12 protein-coding genes are annotated in these 17,237 nt (G+C 65.0%); 4 read left to right on the plus strand and 8 right to left on the minus strand.

Annotated elements, in window-relative coordinates; all coding sequences use genetic code 11:
* Nucleotides 1-44: 44 nt before the first annotated feature.
* The 4 genes from QRM60_RS05665 (at nucleotide 45) to QRM60_RS05680 (ending at nucleotide 3,801) form a co-directional block, all read left to right on the plus strand.
* Nucleotides 45-1,079, plus strand: a complete 1,035-nt coding sequence (locus tag QRM60_RS05665; RefSeq protein ID WP_161960372.1) for an agmatine deiminase family protein — start codon at nucleotides 45-47, stop codon at nucleotides 1,077-1,079.
* 78 nt (nucleotides 1,080-1,157) lie between these two features.
* The gene (locus tag QRM60_RS05670; RefSeq protein ID WP_011037344.1) at nucleotides 1,158-2,042 is read left to right on the plus strand and encodes a carbon-nitrogen hydrolase; all 885 of its coding nucleotides are present in this window, start codon (nucleotides 1,158-1,160) and stop codon (nucleotides 2,040-2,042) included.
* A gap of 6 nt (nucleotides 2,043-2,048) precedes the next feature.
* Nucleotides 2,049-2,576, plus strand: a complete 528-nt coding sequence (locus tag QRM60_RS05675) for a GNAT family N-acetyltransferase (RefSeq protein WP_114998797.1) — start codon at nucleotides 2,049-2,051, stop codon at nucleotides 2,574-2,576.
* A gap of 4 nt (nucleotides 2,577-2,580) precedes the next feature.
* Nucleotides 2,581-3,801 carry a TraB/GumN family protein gene (locus QRM60_RS05680; protein WP_285445777.1) on the plus strand — a complete coding sequence of 407 codons (1,221 nt, stop codon included), beginning with the start codon at nucleotides 2,581-2,583 and terminating at the stop codon, nucleotides 3,799-3,801.
* A 144-nt stretch (nucleotides 3,802-3,945) separates the two neighbouring features.
* Here QRM60_RS05680 and QRM60_RS05685 read toward each other — a convergent pair whose 3' ends face one another.
* From QRM60_RS05685 to QRM60_RS05720, 8 genes are all read right to left on the minus strand, one after another.
* Complete coding sequence (locus QRM60_RS05685) at nucleotides 3,946-4,824, minus strand: endonuclease/exonuclease/phosphatase family protein (RefSeq protein WP_193589207.1); 879 nt, start codon at nucleotides 4,822-4,824, stop codon at nucleotides 3,946-3,948.
* A gap of 65 nt (nucleotides 4,825-4,889) precedes the next feature.
* Complete coding sequence (locus QRM60_RS05690) at nucleotides 4,890-8,024, minus strand: discoidin domain-containing protein (protein ID WP_161962705.1); 3,135 nt, start codon at nucleotides 8,022-8,024, stop codon at nucleotides 4,890-4,892.
* 26 nt (nucleotides 8,025-8,050) lie between these two features.
* A complete protein-coding gene (locus QRM60_RS05695) occupies nucleotides 8,051-8,887 on the minus strand; it encodes a carbohydrate ABC transporter permease (RefSeq protein ID WP_012438197.1) in 837 nt (278 codons plus the stop codon).
* The gene (locus QRM60_RS05700; protein WP_011037350.1) at nucleotides 8,884-9,768 is read right to left on the minus strand and encodes a sugar ABC transporter permease; all 885 of its coding nucleotides are present in this window, start codon (nucleotides 9,766-9,768) and stop codon (nucleotides 8,884-8,886) included. Before QRM60_RS05700 ends, QRM60_RS05695 begins: the two co-directional genes overlap by 4 nt.
* On the minus strand, nucleotides 9,765-11,111 hold the full coding sequence (locus tag QRM60_RS05705; RefSeq protein ID WP_042599250.1) for a sugar ABC transporter substrate-binding protein: 1,347 nt from the start codon (nucleotides 11,109-11,111) through the stop codon (nucleotides 9,765-9,767). The genes QRM60_RS05700 and QRM60_RS05705 overlap by 4 nt, the downstream gene beginning before the upstream one ends.
* Before the next feature lie 3 nt (nucleotides 11,112-11,114).
* The gene (locus QRM60_RS05710; RefSeq protein WP_011037352.1) at nucleotides 11,115-12,752 is read right to left on the minus strand and encodes a glucoamylase family protein; all 1,638 of its coding nucleotides are present in this window, start codon (nucleotides 12,750-12,752) and stop codon (nucleotides 11,115-11,117) included.
* 103 nt (nucleotides 12,753-12,855) lie between these two features.
* Entirely contained in the window at nucleotides 12,856-15,834 is a 2,979-nt protein-coding gene (locus QRM60_RS05715; RefSeq protein WP_285445778.1) for a TonB-dependent receptor, read from the minus strand.
* Nucleotides 15,835-15,940: 106 nt separating this feature from the next.
* Nucleotides 15,941-16,963, minus strand: coding sequence for a LacI family DNA-binding transcriptional regulator (locus tag QRM60_RS05720; protein ID WP_115530541.1), 1,023 nt, complete (start codon nucleotides 16,961-16,963; stop codon nucleotides 15,941-15,943).
* Between the last annotated feature and the right edge of the window lie 274 nt (nucleotides 16,964-17,237).

Raw genomic sequence — 17,237 nt, forward strand, 5'->3', positions numbered from 1 at the left:
CCGCCGGGGCGTTGCCCCAGGCATCAGATGAGTAAGTGACCGGCATGACCGACAGCGTTCGTTTTCCTGCGGAGTGGGAATCCCAATCCGCCATCCTGATTGCCTGGCCACATGCCGGCACCGACTGGGCCGAGCGCCTGGCCGAGGTGGAAGACACCTATATTGCCCTGGTCACCGCGATCACCCGCTTCCAGCCGGTGATCATCTGCGTGGCCGACGATGACCTGCAGATCTATGCCGAAGCCCGCCTGCGTTCGGCGCGGGTGGAGATGGCACAGGTGCGCTTCGTGGTTGCCGCCTACAACGACACCTGGCTGCGCGATTCGGGCCCGATCACCTTGCGCCATGGCGACAGTTTCCGGCTGATGGATTTCCGCTTTACCGGCTGGGGTGGCAAGTTCGAGGCAAGCCTGGACGATCAACTGGTTAGCAGCCTTGATGCAGCCAGCGTCTTCGTGCCCGCCGAGGTGCAGACGGTCGACTTTGCGCTGGAAGGTGGCGCGATCGAAACCGATGGCGCCGGCACCTTGCTGACTACTTGGAAGTGCCTGCACGAACGGCACCCGCAGCGCTCGCGCGACTCCCTCAGCAGCGACCTGGCGACCTGGCTGGCGCAGGACCGCGTGCTCTGGCTGGACCACGGCTATCTGGAAGGCGATGACACCGACGCGCATATCGATACGCTGGCGCGCTTTGCCGGCCCGGATGCGATCGTCTACCAGGGCTGCGACGTACCGAGCGATTCCCACTACGCCGAGCTGCAGGCGATGGGCGAAGAACTGGCTGCGCTGCGCAAGGCTGATGGGCAGCCGTATCGCCTGTTCGTGCTGCCGTGGGCAGAGCCGATCCTGGACCAGGGCCGGCGCCTTGCCGCGTCGTACGCCAATTTTTTGATCGTCAACGGTGCGGTGCTGATGCCGGCCTATGGCGACGCCGCCGATGCTGCGGCGCAGGCGGTGCTGGCCGACGCGTTTCCGCAGCACCAGATCGTGCCGGTGCCATGCCGTCCGCTGATCTGGCAGAACGGCAGCCTGCATTGTCTGACCATGCAGTTGCCTGCCGGCCTGCTGGCCGCCTGAGCCGTATTGTTCCGGCCGGCAGGCCGGCGTTCCACCATGGCGCGCTACCCTGTGCGCCACCTAGCAGGACGAGTAGCCATGACCCGACATCTCCTTCCCGTCGCGCTGATCCAGGAGCGCAACCACGGCGACGCCGAGGCCAATCTGGCCGTCATCGAGTCGCGCGTGGCCGAAGCCGCCGCACAGGGCGCCAAGCTGGTGCTGCTGCAGGAACTGCACAACGGCGCGTATTTCTGCCAGCACGAATCGGTAGACGTGTTCGATCTGGCCGAGCCGATTCCCGGCCCCAGCACCGAGCGCCTGGGCGCGCTGGCCAAGCAGCATGGCGTGGTGATCGTGGCCTCGTTGTTCGAGCGCCGCGCCGCCGGCCTGTACCACAACACTGCCGTGGTGCTGGAAGCCGACGGCCGTTTGCTTGGCAAGTACCGCAAGATGCACATCCCCGACGATCCGGGCTTCTACGAGAAGTTCTACTTCACCCCCGGCGATCTGGGCTTTACGCCGGTGGATACGTCGGTCGGCCGGCTCGGCGTGTTGGTGTGCTGGGACCAGTGGTATCCGGAAGCGGCGCGCCTGATGGCGCTGGCTGGTGCCGAACTGCTGCTCTACCCCACCGCGATCGGCTGGGATCCGGACGATGCGCAGGCCGAGCAGGAACGCCAGCGCGATGCGTGGGTGCTGAGCCATCGCGGCCATGCGGTGGCCAACGGCGTGCCGGTGCTGTCGTGCAACCGTGTCGGTCACGAGCCGTCGCCGATCGGTGCTTCGGGCATCCAATTCTGGGGCAATAGCCACGTGCTGGGGCCGCAGGGCGAGTTCATTGCCGAAGCCGGGCAGGATCCGACCATCCTGGTGTGCGACGTGGATCTGCAGCGCAGCGAGCATGTGCGGCGCATCTGGCCGTTCCTGCGCGACCGCCGCATCGACGCGTATGGCGATCTGCTCAAGCGCTACATCGACTGACCGCGCATGCCCGTCGAGTTGCGTGAGGTCCGCGACGCGGACATCCCGGCGATCACCGCGATCTATGCGGAGCAGATCGCCGGGTGCAACACCTACGAATACGTCGCGCCGTCGGCCGAGCAGATGCGCGGCCGCGTGCGCGCCATCGTGGACGCCGGTTATCCGTATCTGGTGGCCGACCGCGATGGCGCGGTGGTCGGGTACGCCTATGCAAGCAGTTACCGCGCACGCGCCGGCTATCGCTGGACGGTGGAAAATTCGATCTATCTGGCCGCTGCCGCGCAAGGATGCGGCATCGGCTCGCAGCTGCTTGGCGCCTTGATTGCCGCCTGCGAGCAGCGCGGCTACCGGCAGATGATTGCCGTGATCGGCGATGCCACCAACCAGGCGTCACTGCGCCTGCATGAACGTTTTGAGTTTCGTACGGTCGGAGTCTTCACCGGACTGGGCCGCAAGCATGGCCGCTGGTTGGACGCGGTGCAGATGCAGCGCCCACTCGGCTCCGGCCACACCGCCCCTCCTTCCGATGAATGACCCCATGACTGAGATCACCCCCGTGCTGCAGGATGATGCGCTGTCCGGCCAGCCGCACCGCATCGTCGAACGCGACGGTGCGCGCTACACCCTGCTCGGCACCGCGCACGTCTCGCTGGCAAGCGTGGCAGCGGTGCAGCGAGCGATCGGCAGCGGCCGGTACGACGCGGTGGCCGTGGAGCTGGACGCGCAGCGCCTGCAGGCGCTCAGCGACCCCGATGCCCTCGCCCGCCTGGATCTGGTGCAGGTGATCCGCAAGGGTCGCGTGGCGCTGTTCGCCGCCAACCTGGCATTGGCCGCCTACCAACGGCGCCTGGCCAAGCAGTTGGGCATCGAGCCGGGTGCGGAGCTGAAGGAAGCGGTGAACCTGGCACGTGCACAGGGCCTGCCGGTGCATTTGATCGACCGCGAAGTGGGCCTGACCTTCAAACGCGCTTCCGGGCGGCTGGGCTTCTTCGGCAAGATGAAGCTGGCCGGCGGGCTGCTGGCGGGGCTGTTCGCCGCTGACGAAGTGGGCGAAGAAGAGATCGAAAAGCTCAAGCAAGGCGACATGCTGGAGGCCAGTTTCGGCGATTTCGCGAGCGAAAGCCCGGAGCTGTACGAGACGGTGATTGCCGAGCGCGATCGCTACATGGCCACGCGGCTGCGCGAAGAAGCCAGCCCCACCCAGCGCGAGGTACTGGCCGTGGTCGGCGCTGGCCATCTTGCCGGGCTCGCCCGCCACCTTGCGCAGGACACCGATGCGCCCGGCCCGCTGCGCGAGTCGCTGGAATACGTGCAGCAGCGCAAGCGTATTCCCTGGATCACGCTGGGCATGCTGACGGTGATCATTGCCGGAATCGGGATCGGGTTCTGGCGCGGCGGCATGTCGATGGGTGCGGACCTGCTGCTGCAGTGGGCCATGTACACCGGCGGCCTGGCAGCGCTGGGCTGCCTGTTGGCAGGCAGTCATCCACTGAGCATTCTCACCGCCGCGGTGGTGGCACCGTTCAAGCCGTTCCGGCTGAGCGTGCCCACCGGCGCGTTCGCCGCCTTGGTCGAAGTGCATATGCGCAAGCCGGCCTATGGCGACTTCCTCACCCTGCGCGACGATGCACAGACCTTGCGCGGCTGGTACCGCAATCGTGTGTCGCGGGTGGTGCTGACGTTCCTGCTGACCAACCTGGGCAGCGGCGCGGGCGTGTGGCTGGCCGGCGTGCAGATTTTTCAGCGGCTGCATGGGTGAGTTGGGAGAGCGCGGTCGCCGCATCAGCAGTTGATGCGGTCCTGCCGTTGTAGGAGCCCACCTGGGCGCGATGGTGACTTGCGCGATTGACGGCTGGAATGGGCGGCCCGATCGCGCCCAGGTGCACTCCTACGACGAGGGCTGCTACGGGGCGGCAGCCGTCTCTGGCGCGAACTGCAGGCGTACCCAGACCCCGTAATGGTCCGAGGCCCAGCGGCCTTCGGCATACGGGGTGTCGAACAGGATGCGTGCCTCGCGTGCGAGCAGGCGGTTCTGCTGGAAGAACACGTGATCGATGCGCGCGGGTTTGTCGAACACATGCAGGTTCAAGGTGCTGACAGTTGCATCGCTGTTGCGGTGCACGCTGCCATAGCTGTCGCCATAGCCCTTGCGTAGCGCTTCCAGATCCAGGGTATCGGCCGCAGTGTTGAAATCACCGGCGATCACCACCGGCGCCTGGTTGCTGTTGGACGCGATGAAGTCCAGCAAGTCGGCCACCTGGCGGGTGCGGGTCGCCGCACCGCGCGCATCGGACCGCTCGTTGAGATGCGTCACGTAGACGTTGACCGGCTGGCCATCCATATCAACCTGCAGATGCGCGGCCACGCGGTAATCGTCCAGCGGTTGCAGCAGGCGCTCATGCTGGGCCAGCACGCGGCGCTTGCTCAGCAGCGCGTTGCCATAGCGCTTGGGCGCGCCGGGCGGGTCGACCGATGCGAACGTGTACGCGTAGCCAAGCCGACTGGCCAGCCAGGCGGCCTGATTCTCCACGCTGCCGCGGCGTTCGATCACTTCCTGCAAGGCGATCACATCCGGCGCCAGCCGTTTGAGTTCCTTGGCGATATAGGCACGGCGCGCAGGCCAGTCTTCGCGGTCGTGATGCAGGTTGAGGGTGACCAGGGTCATCTCGCGCGGGGCCGCGCTGGCGGTTTGCTGCGACTGCGCTGGTTGCCCCGCGTTCTGGACATCGGCTTGCTCCGCTTGCGCTGCGTGCGCAGCAACGCAGCACAGGGCCAGCACCATCAACGCACCGAGCCGGCCGCCGTAGCGCCGCGACGTTGTTGACCGCAACGACCGGCGCCACGCACTCATTGCGCAGCCCGTTCGGCCCGCCGCACCGCGCTCGGCACCTCGATCTGCACGGAGGCCGGCAACTGCTGGATGCGCAACTCGCCGTTCTCCCACTGCGCCGCCTCGCCATTGATGCTGGCCTTGCCCGGTTCGCCCTGATACGGCCAGGCAAACACCACGCCGCCGGGCGGCAGGATCAGGCCGGGCTGCAGCTGGAGCACCAGCTGCTTGTCGGTGCGCTGCAAGGTGTAGTTGAGGCGCCCATAGGGCGTGCGCAGCTCGGCAATGCCAATGCCCTTGCCATCGAACCAACGCGTTGGCGTGCCGGCGGCGATCACCAGGCTGGCGTCGGCCTCGCGCCCGTAGGCAAACATGTCCAGCACCGAGCGCACGAAGTCCGAAGCCACCCACGCATGCGGCAGGTCGCCGACGAAGAACGGCTTGCGCGGCGTACGCGAGACCACTTCGGCCCACTGATTCCAGGGCTGCGGCGCGCGGTCCTTGAAGAAGAACGCGGTGGCATCCCAGGCGCGGTCGCGCCAGCCCAGGCGCACGAATGCAGCCACGTTGCGCCATTCGTACGGCGTGTAGTCCTTCCATTCGCGCTTGCTGTCGCGGCGGTCGGTGAACTCCTTCCAGTACCGCTCGAAGGTATTGTTCAACAGCTCCGGCGGCAGACGCTGCTGCTCGCCACCGGGCGCCAGCGCGATGGTGGTGGAGGTTGCATCGAAGTCGCCCAGCTCCGCCGAACCGGGCAGGAAATCCAGCTGGTGCTGGCGTACCGCCGCCGCCAGCGAGGCCGTGAGATCGCCGCTGAATTCGTCGCGTGCGGCGCTGAAGCGCGCAACCTCGTCGGGCTTGTCCAGCGCACCGGCCAGCATCACCGCGTCCTTGTAGCCGCGCAGCGCCCAGAAGTTGTCCCAATAGGAATGCACCGGTTTGGCCGAATAGCCTTCGTGGCTGATCGACACCGGCATCATTCCGTAGAAGGCCGGGTTACGCATGAAGTTGTCTTCGGTGCGCTCGCTGGCGCGCAGCTTTTCCATGTAGTCGTAGGCGCCGAGCACGTGCGGCCACATCTTTTCCAGGAACGGCTTGTCGCCGGTGTAGCGGTAGTACTCGGCGACGTTAAAGATCAGCTCGCCATGGCTGTCGTTTTCCGGCACCGGGTCGCTGCCACGGTCGTCCACGCAGCACGGCACCATGCCGTCGGCAAATTGATACGGCGCAAACCAGTCGACGTAGTCACGCACGACGTCTTCGCGGCCGAGCCGCAGCAGGCCTTCGGAAATCATGGCGCCGTCGCGGATCCAGCTGCGCGAATATGAGCGCGTGCCCGGCTGGAGACGCGGGCCGATGCGCGAGATCAGCATGTGCGCTAACGCGGTACGCAGCGTATCGACAACCGGCTTGCCTTCGGCCGGCACGCTGATGCGCACGCGATCGAGCTTGCCGCGCCACTGCTGGGCCACTTGCTGCTGCGCCTTGTCGGCATCGAAGCCGGCCGGCAGCTGCGCGCTGCCGGTCTGCGGAATGACCAGCGCAACCTCGCGGCTCTGGCCCGGCTCCAGCTTCCAGCGATATACCAGCACGCCCGAGGCCAGCCCGGTTTCGTCCTTGACCTGCGTGGTTGTGGGCAGCGTCGCGGCGGTGAGATGGGTGACATCCATGCCGCTGTCAAAGGCGCTGGCGAAGGCGGCATCCGGCCGCTGCGCGGCAAACACGCGCGGCTTGCCGTTGACGTTGACCTGCGCCCCGTCCACCGACAGCTGCTCGATGCGGCTGATGCCGCCCAGGGTGTTGAGGAACTGCGCCGGCGGGTTGACCTGGAACGGCCGTACCGCCAATGCGAGGGTGAACTCGCGCGCGTCCTTGCCGGTATTGCGCAGCTGATAGCGCGCGACCAGCTGTGCCTGATCAGGGGTGCCCTGCACGAAGCCGGTGATGCGCAGATTCATCAGGTCGTGGTGCCAATCCACGCTGGGGATCGGTAGGTAGTCGTCCTGCAGGCTTTGTTCGCTGCTGACATCCGCCCAGCGCAACAGCTTGCCGCCGACACTGACGAACGGCTCCACGCTGAAACCGCCCTTGCCCACTTCCACCGCGCCGTCTTCGCCGATCAGGCCTTGCTCGGTGCCGCCGTCCAGGCCCAGGATGGTCCAGTACGGTTGCTCGCCGGAAAACCCGCGCGGGAAATTGCCACGCGGCGATTGCGTCGCCAGCGATTTGATGAAGTCGTTCGGCGTCGCTGCGAAGGCCAGCGGCTGCAGCTGCACTTCCTTGATGCCATAGCGCCAGCTGGGGCCATCCTTGAGATCGAAACGCAGGTAGCGCGCCTCGGTATCCGGCAAGGCCAGCCAATCGGTGCCGCCGGCGCCGGCGATGACTGTGCGCAGGTCGCGCCAGCTACGCCCATCGCTGGACGACCGCACCACGTACTGCGATGCCTGCAGGCCCGGCACCCACTGCACGATGGCACCGCCGAACTCGCGCACCTTGCCCAGGTCCAGGGTCACCGTCTGCTGTTTGACTGCGCCGCTGAGCCAGAAGGTGTCCGGCTTGCCATCGGCCAGACGCTGCTCCAGCGCCGGTGCGGTGTCGGTAATGGCCTCGGCCTTCAACGGCGAGGTGTCCTCTGGCGGCAACGGGGTCAGGGTCAGGCGGTCGAAGCACACCGAGCCCTTGCCACCGACCTTGTTGTAGATGGTGAACTCGACATCGGCACTGCTGCGCAGCTGCTTGTCCGCACCAGGACCCCAGGCCTTTTCGATGTTGCGCTTGCGGTAGTTGAAGGTGGTCCAGGTCTTGGGGAAAGTGAAGCCCGGCCGGTTGATCCACCACACGTTGTCGCCGCTGGCATCGATCAACTTGACCTGCAGATCGTTGGACGGCGACTCGCCGCGTAGCGCAAAGCCAATGCGGTAGTTGTCCGGATACTCGATCGACAGGTTGCGGCGGATGCCGACATAGCCGGACACGCCGTTGAAGTTGTAGTCGAGGCACAAGGCGTGGCCGCCGGAGGTGGTTGCTACCGGGCGCAGCGAGCCGCTGACCTGGTTGGAGACCACCAACCGCCACGCGGCGATGTCGTTGAATCCGTCGAGCACGCGCTCCTGCGCCTGTGCCGCACCCGCGGTGGCAACAGCGGCCATGGCAAACAGTCGCAGGAAAATTGGCTTCACCCCTTCACACTCCCCAGCAGAAGACCTTGGATGTAGTAACGCTGCAGCGCCAGGAACAATAGCAGTACCGGAATCACCGTCACCACCGCACCGGCCATCATCAATTCCACGTCCATGATGTGCTCGCGCGACAATGCGGCCAGCGCCACCGGCAAGGTGTATTGCTCCTGGTCGGTCAGCACGATCAGCGGCCACATGAAGTCGTTCCACGAGCCCATGAAGGTGAAGATGGTCAAGGTGACCAGCACCGGCTTGAGCATCGGCAGCACGATCTGGAAAAAGATCCGCATCTCGCTGGCGCCGTCGATACGCGCCGCTTCGATCAGCTCGTCGGGAATGCTGCGCGCGTACTGGCGCACCAGAAAAATACCGAACACGGTGGCCAGCGCCGGCACCACCACCCCGCCGATGTTGTTGACCAGATGCAGCTGTTTCATCAGCAGGAACAGCGGCAGCATCGCGACCTGCGCCGGGATCACCAACGCGGCCATCAGGATCTTGAAGATGCGCTCGCGGCCGACGAACTGCAGCTTGGCGAACGCGTAGCCGGCCATGGTGTTGATCAGCAACGAGCCCAGCGTGATCAGGCCAGACACCATCAGGCTGTTGGCGAAGTTGCGCGCCATGCCGGTGCGGGCGAACAACTCGTGGTAGTTGGCCAGGGTGAACGCCGACGGCAGCATCGGCGGCGGAAACCGGCTGGCCTCGCCGGTGGGCATGAACGACACCGACAGCATCCACAACAGCGGCGCCAGACTGACCAGCGCCAGCAGCAACAACCCGCCATTGATCAGCAGGCCATTCCAGCGCGATTCGCCGACATCACGACTCATATCAGGTCCTTCTTGCGCCCGAAGCGCAGCATCACGGTGGTCACGGTCAGGATGATCAGAAACAGCAGGAACGCCACCGCCGACGCGCGGCCGAGGTTCCACCACTTGAAGCCTTCCTCGAACATGAAATACAGCACGCTCACGGTGCTTTGCAGTGGGTCGCCGCGGGTCATCACATAGGGTTCGGCGAACAGCTGGAAATAACCGGAGATGGTGATCACACCGACCACCATCAGCACCGGGCCGAGCATCGGCAAGGTGATGTGCAGGAACTGCTTCCAGCGCGAGGCACCGTCGATGCGCGCCGCCTCGTAGAGGTCTTGCGGGATCGCCTGCAGGCCGGCCAGGAAGATCACCATGTTGTAGCCAAAGTTCTTCCACACCGCGAACAGCATGATGGTCGGCATTGCCCAGCGCGGGTCGCCCAGCCAGTCGATCGGGGCGATGCCCAGGTGGCTCAGGCCGAAATTCACCAGGCCGTACTTGATGTGGAACAGGTAGCGCCAGATCACCGCGACTGCCACCAGCGTGGTGACCACCGGCGCGAACAACGCGGTGCGGAACAAGGCCTTGAACCGCGAGGCCTTGGCATTGAGCAGCAGCGCCGCGCCCAGCGACACCGCGATGGACATCGGCACGCCCAGCAGCACGAAGTAGGTGGTGTTCCACAGCGACTTCCAGAACAGCGGCGTCTGCAGCAGCTCGATGTAGTTGCCCAGGCCGACGAAGCGCAGATGGCTGCTGTCGGCCAGTGCGTACAGGTCGAAGTCGGTGACGCTGAGCACCAGCGCGGCGAACACCGGCACGCCGAAGAACATGCCCAGCACCAGGATCGACGGCGCGGCGAAGACCCAGCCGGCCACGGAGTTGCGCTTCATCATCGGGCAGCTCCTTCAGCCGCTGCGTTCGCCGGCGCTGCCGCCGGCGTGGCCGGTACGGCCGCCGGGCCGACATGCCCGCCTTCCTGTTCGTAGATCCAGCGGCGCTTGGCCAGAATCTCATCCACGCGTTTGTCCAGTTCCTGCACGGCGTCCTCGTGCGATTGCCCGCCGCGCACCACGCGCTCGGTCACCAGGCGCATCTCCTGCACGATGCGCTCCCACTCCAGCACTTTCGGCGTGGCCTTGACCCGCTCGAGCTGGTCGCCGAAGGCATGCGCAAGCTCGTCATTGGCCAGCGACGGCAACTTCCAGGTGCTGCGGCGCGGCGGCAGGTCGCCGATGATGGCGTGGAAGCGCGCCTGCACGGTCGGCTGGGACAGATATTCGATCAGCTTCCAGGCGGCGTCCTTGTGCTGTGACGACTTGAAGATCACCAGGCTGGAGCCACCCGCAATGCCGGCGCCCAGGCCGTTGGGGCCCGGCAACGGCGCGGTGCCCCACTTGCCTTCCATGCCCGGCGGCTGGCGCAGCTTGAACTCGCGCACGTTCCAGGGCCCGGACAGGTAAAACGCGTAGTAGCCGTTGAAGAATTCGTACCAGACATTGGAAACCTGGGTCTCGGAGACCTTGGGTGCCCAGCCCTTCTGGTACATGGTGTCGTAGAAGCCCAGCGCCTTGCGGAAGCCTTCGCCACGGAAGTTGCCGTAGTTATCGTGGTCGCGTAGCAGGCGGTCGTCCTGCTGCAGCGCAAACGACAGCTGCTGCTCGAACTCGTTGAGCGGCATCAGGATCGCGTAGCGGTCCGGGCCGACATGGCGCTTGATCGCCGCCATCACCTGCTCCATCTCCGCCCAGGTCTTGGGCATCTCGGTATAGCCGGCTTCGCGCAGCAAATCCTTGCGATAGAACAACAGGCGCGTGTCCACGTACCACGGCACCCCGTACAAGGTGCCGTCGACCAGATTGGTGTCCCACACGCCGGGGAAGTAGTCCTTGGGATCGACAATGCTCGAGCGCGCCACATACGGCTGCATCGGCTCCAGCGTGTCCAACAGCGCGAATTCCGGCAGCCAGGTGTTGCCGAGCTGGCACACATCCGGCAGCCCATCGGCGGCGAAGGCGGTGAGCAGTTTTTCGTGCGCGGCCGTCATCGGGATGTTCTGCACATCCACCTTGATGCCGGGATTCTGCTGCTCGAACTCATCCACCAGCTCGGCCACCACCTCCGCTTCCTTGCCCATCGCCCAGAAGCGCACGGTGGTCTGGCCCTGCTCGGAACGTTCACATCCCGCCGCACCCAGACACAGTGCGGCGGCCATCATCATCAGTTTCAAAAGGCGCACGGATTACTCGGGTTTGGGGCGTTGCGAGGAATGTTGCCGCTGCGACGGGTCCTGCTGCGCCTGGGCAGCGGCGGCACGCGATTCGGCCATGCCCAGCGCGCGCGCCGCGGCGGCCTGCTCGTCCTTCTTGGGCAGCGGCTGCGGCTCGCCGTCGGGCGTGAGCCAGCCACCGGTGAAGCCGGCGCGTTCCAGGCCGGTACGGATGTAGGCATTTTTCTTCATCACGTTCCAGACGAATTCGTTCTGGTAGTTGGCGATCATCGCCAGGATCGGGCCCTGGTCGATGGCGATGTAGTCGCTGGCCACCCAGCCACGGTCCGGCACCATGCGCCCGGTCTTGAGCGGGATGTCGTAGTTGAAGCTGGGGTTGAACGAATCCAGGAACCCATAGCTCGAATACAGGAAGTCGCCATAGCGCTTGTGCATCTCTTCGGTGGCCGGAATCACCACCTCGGGTGCGAACACGATCGAGGAGATCGCCGCGGTCGGCGCGATGGTGCCGTCGTCGAAGTTCTCGCGCAGGCCGGCGCCGCGTGAAGAGTAATGGCGGAACTGGCGCTGCTCGCCGCGGTATTCCTGGCTGGTGTTCTGCGGGCCGTCGCCGGCGGTGAGACCCCAGACGTTTTCGCCGTAGTCCTTCCACTTCATCGGGTTATCGATGGCGTAGTCGCGCTGGGCCAGCGTGGCGCGGCGGCTGTTGAGGAAGTAGTCGATGCCGCGCTCGCGCATGTACTGGTCCTGGATATCGCGGAAGTCGATCCAGACATGGCTGTACTGGTGGCCAAACATCGGGCCGAAGGACAGGTATTCCTGGCCCTGGTAGACGCCCCAGTCGTTATTGTAGGTGCGGGTCCAGACCGTCCACGCATCCGGCTCCACGCCGTGCGTGGGCGAGCCGAGCGCCAGGATGTAGAGCATCATGGCTTCGTTGTAGCCCATCCAGTCGTGGTCGATGAAGCCGCTCTCGGGGAACCAGCCCATCGAAATCAGCGGCGCCCGCTGTTGCAGCCAGCGCCAGTCCACACGCTTGTACAGCGTGTCGGCGATCTGGCGGATTTCCTTTTCGCGCGGGTCGTCACCGTCGTAGTACGACTGGGTGAACAGCACGCCCATCATCAGCAGCGCGGTGTCCACGCTCGACAGCTCGACCCAGCTGTCATAGCGGTTGCCCTGCTGCATATCCAGAAAGTGATAGTAAAAGCCCTTGTAGCCGGCCTTACCGGTCCGCTGCGGCCCCATCGGCGCATCGCGGAAGAATTTGAGGGTGGTCAAGGTTCGGTCGATCGCCTGATTGCGGCTGACCCAGCCGTTCTCGATACCGATCGGATACGCGGTGAGCGCAAAGCCCACCGAGGCGATGCTGGCGAACGGACGCGAGGGAAACCGGTCCGGCGACAGTCCATTGAGTTCGTTGGTGGTGTCCCAGAAAAACTGGAAGGTGCGGCGTTCGATATCGGAAAACAGCGGCGGCAGCGGCGGCTTGACCGGCTTGGGCGGGATCTGTGCTTCCACCAGAATCACTTTCACGGGTGCCTTCTTTTCGGCCACCTTGGGCTCCTCGGCCTGTTTGCAGGACGCCAGCAACAGCGCCCCCACCATCAGTGGAACTGCCAGCCAACGCGATGTCTTACCCCTGTTCATCCGCCCCCCACTCGTGTAATCGATTACATCTCGCACGCAAACCTACCCTATCCGGGCGCCGACTTCGACCGTCCTGGCACCTGCCAGGACGGTCGCGTGCTCCTTACCAGTTCAGACCGAAGGCCAGACGGAAGGTGCGCATCGGCGATGCCAGCACGCCGGTTGGCGTGCCATATGCCGTGTTCAAGTCGCCGAGTGTCCCGGTCTCGCCGTTAAAGTTGGCGTAGTTCACCCAATTGAACACGTTGAGGATATCCGCACGGACGTTGAATTTGACACCGCCACCGGTATCCCATTCTTTATTGGCCGCAATGCTGAACTCCTTGTAGCCCAGCGTGCCGTCTGGCTTGAATTGCACGATGTAGCACTGGTCGTTGCCGGCCAGGCAGTTCTGCCCGTAGCGCGCGGTCTGGCTGGCCAGCGACAGCTTGCCGGACAGCTTGATCTCATACGGCAGCTCGTAGATGCCGGTTACGACCAGACGGTTCTTGGCAATACCGCCGGCCTCGCGCCAGCCGTAGTCTTCGACGCGCTCGCGGTCCAGTGCGTAGTGCTCGCCGAACTGGCGGTTCTCCTTGGCATCGGAGAAGGTGTAGGCCACGGTCAGCCCCCAGCCTGACTCTTCGTCGTAGGGCTTCTCGATCTGCAACGCGAGTTGGTTGTTGCGGGTTTCCACACCATTGGTGCCGAGCACGATCGCGCTATAGCCGTCCGGGCCGTCGGTCGGCGAGCCGGAGGTGGTGCCCGGCTGGAAGAACGAGCCGTCGGGCAGCCGGTTGCCGCGCACGAAGGCGAAGCCGTCATGACTTTCGATCCGGCTCAGGGTCACGTCGGTGAACCAGTCCTGGCCCCACAGCGGCACCATGTTGCGCATGCCGATGCTGAATTGGTCGGAGTACGGGGTCTTGATGTTGTTGTCGATCAGGTAGACCTCACGACCGCCGCCGCCGGCGCTGTTGGCGGTGAGGGTGTTCAGACCTTCCTGCGTGCTGTAGGCCGGGTTCCATGCGGTGCATGGGTCGCCCAGGCAGGCCGGGTTGTTGGCACTGGTGAAGTAGTAGCTATACGAATTGAACGAGTTGTTGAGCTGCTCGAGCGCCAGGTAGTCGAAGATGTTGCGGTCGTAGGCACGTCCAGCACCGCCGTAGATCACGTGGGCCTGGTCGCCGAACAGGTCGTACGACGCACCCAGGCGTGGCTGCCAGGCGTTCTTGAACGCCTTGCGGTTGTTGCCGGTGCTGATGAAGTTGTTGATGTTGTAATTGGCGTTCTGCAGGTTGGGCCAGTTCTGCAACGCACCGGCCACATCCGACGGGGTCACGAAGTCCAGGAACGCCGGGCTTTCTTCATAGTCGTAGCGCACGCCCAGGTTCAAGGTCCAGTGCTCGTTGACCTCCCAGTCGTCCTGCAGGTAGATGCCGTACTGCTTGTTCTTGGACACCACCGAGCCGCCGCCTTCGGTCAACGGCGCACCGAAGCGCACGCGGTACGGCGTTTCGACATCGGAGAGGATGTTGTAGTAGTACTGCGGGTTGGCCGGGTTGAACTGGGTGGAATCCAGATCGATGCTCTTGAACTTCACGCCCATCTTGACGGTGTGCGCGCCATGCCATTCCAGGCTGTTCAAGGTCAGGTCGTCCTGGAAGGTCCAGCCCTTCTGGCCCTTGCGCTGGAAGCTGCTGCCGGCCCCGGCAGCGAGCACGTCGGTCTCGTTGCCACGGTTGGGCGTGTAGCTGAGCACGTAGCCCGTGCCGTCGTTGAGCGGCGCCTGGTTCCAGAACGCGCTTTCATAGCTGAGGTTGGCTTCGTTGAGGAAGTTGGCACCGCTGTACTGCCAGCGCAGATTGGCGCGCTTTTCTTCCTGGCCGTTGACGCTACCGTGCTCGAAGGTCGAGGTCTGGCCGACGTCGTTGAGCTCGTCTTCCTTGCGGTACTTGCCGGTCAGCTCGAACAGGTTGTTGTCGCCAATGGTCCAGTCGATCTTGCCGAAGTACAGGTCTTCCTTGAACGGGGTGCTGTAGGTGGCCACCAGCGGCTGCAGCTGCGCCGGCAGTTGGTCGATGCGGTCCGAGTAGATCGAGCCGGGGATCACCACGTTGGGGGTGGTGTATTCCTTGGCTTCATAGGCAATGAAGAAATGTGCCTTGTCCTTGAGGATCGGGCCGCTGAAGGTCGCACCGTACTGGGTTTCCTCGAAGTCGTCGCGCACGCCGGCCTTCTTCTCCAGCGGGCTCTCTTCGCGCCAGCCATCGTTGCTGGTATCCCAGAAGAAGCTGCCATGGAAATCGTTGGTGCCGGACTTGGACGAGGCCACGATGGCGGCGCCGCTAACCTGGTCGAACTCGGCCTTGTAGTTGGAGGTGATGACCTTGTATTCGCCAATCGCCGACTGCGGGAACGGGTTGCCACGGCTGGAATCCTGGCCGCTGACGCCGCCGGTCAACACGTAGTTCTTCTGGCTGACGCCATCGATGTAGACGTTGGTGCCTTCGGCCGAGGTGGCGCCCGAGCGCACCTTGGTGGTGCCGTTGGCATCACGGGTGAACTGCACGTTCGGCACGGTGTCGGCCAGTTCCAGGAAGTTGCGCGTGGCACGCGGCAGGTTCTGGATCTGCACGTTGGAAATATAGGTGGCGTTCTCGGAGGTGCGCGTCTCCACCAGCACCGGCGGCGCCTTGACCTGCACCGCGTCCAGCGTGGTGGCGTTACCACCTGCGGCCGTGGACGGCTCGCCGCCGACGCCCAGGTTCAAGGTGGCGGTCTGGCCGACCTGCACGGTGACGTTCTGCGAGGTGGTCTGCCCATTGGCGGTGACATCCAGGCGGTACGAACCCGGTGGCAGGCCGCCAACCGAATAGCCGCCATTGGTGACCTGCACGGTGCGGGTCAGGCCGGTGGCCAGATTGGTGGCAGTGACCTGGGCCTGGGCAGCAGGTGCGGAGTCGACCGTGACCTGGCCGCGGATGGTCGCAGCGGTGCTCTGCGCGAACGCGGGCGCGGCGCCCAGCAACAGGCAGCTGGCCAGGGCGCAGCTGAGCAGCTTGCGCGCCGGGCTGGCGGAATGGGGGTGGTGGTGGCTCATTGGTCCCTCCAGGGATCGATATCTTGTTGTTGTGGGCACTAAGGTCTTGCAGGAACAACCGCTGCGGGGGTGGCAGCGGGAGCGGACAGGACGTCCGCGAAAAGGGTCAGGCGCCGGGCTCGCTGGCTCCGCAGGACGCACGCACCACCAGCTCCGGGGTGAGCAACTGGCGGATGCCGTCGTCATGGCCGGGCTGGTCCACCAGCCGCATCAGCCGTGTCATCGCCTGCTCGCCAAGGCGCGCAATGCTGACCCGCATCGTGGTCAGCGCGGGGTGCACGAAGCGCGCCAGCGGGATGTCGTCGAACCCGGCCAGCGCCACGTCGTCGGGCACCGACACATCCGCCTGGGCAAAGGCGTACAGGCAGCCAAGCGCGGTCATGTCATTGGCAGCGAAGACCGCATCGGGCAGATCCCCGGCGGCCAGCATGGCAAGGCCGGCACGATGGCCGGAGGCTTCGTCGAAGTCGCCGGCGAATTCGAGCCCCTCCGCTCCGCCCGCATGGCCGGCGATCGCGTCACGAAAGCCGCGCAAGCGCTCGCGCGCATCGAAGTTCAGCGCCGGCCCGCCGATGAAGGCGATGCGGCGGTGCCCGGCCGCGAGCAGGTGCTCGGTCATCGCCATCGCACCGGCATGGTCGTCGATGCTCAGCACCGGGTAGTCGGCGCCCGGCAGATGCGCGTTGATCAGGACCGTGGGCAGTGCCTGCGGCAGGTTGTCGGTCAGAAAACCCGGCTGCTCCGCATACGGGGACAACACCAGCAGGCCATCCACGCGGCCGCGCATGGCACGCAGCGCCCTGCCCTGGGCTTCGGGATCGCCGTGGTAGCTGGAAACTAGCAAATGCTGGCCGGCGGCACGCGCCGCACCGTCGATGCCGCGAATCAGCTCGGAGAAGAACTCGCCGTACAGATCGGGCAGCACCACACCCAGGGTCTGGGTGCGCCGGCTGCTGAGGCTGCGTGCCGCCGCATGCGGGCTGTAGCGCAGCCGTTCGGCCACGTCCAGGACCACCTGGCGCACCGGCCCGGCGACGTTGTCATGCCCATTGAGCGCCCGCGATACCGTGGCAACGGAGACGCGTGCTTCTCGAGCGACATCTTTGATGGTGACCGCACCTTTGGCCATTCGGGTCGCCCTCCGCGACCGACTTCCCAAAATCTGGCGCGGACTGTAAGCGTTTTCATACGGAGGCGTAAACCCCTGTGAATGGGCTTGTGAAAACGCTTACAGATCAAGCATCTAGAAGTGATGGATGCGTGAATAAGTATGTTGCGTCGCAACAACCCCGCAGCGATTGCTCCACAGACGAAGCGCGACGCCGGTCTCGTTGGCGCCACGGGATGACGCCGCGGCTGACGCATGGACAGCAGCGGACAGGTCAGTGTTTGCAGGCGTCGCG

The organism is Xanthomonas sp. fls2-241-TYG-148, assembly GCF_030208815.1.
Classification (GTDB): Bacteria; Pseudomonadota; Gammaproteobacteria; order Xanthomonadales; family Xanthomonadaceae; genus Xanthomonas; species Xanthomonas campestris.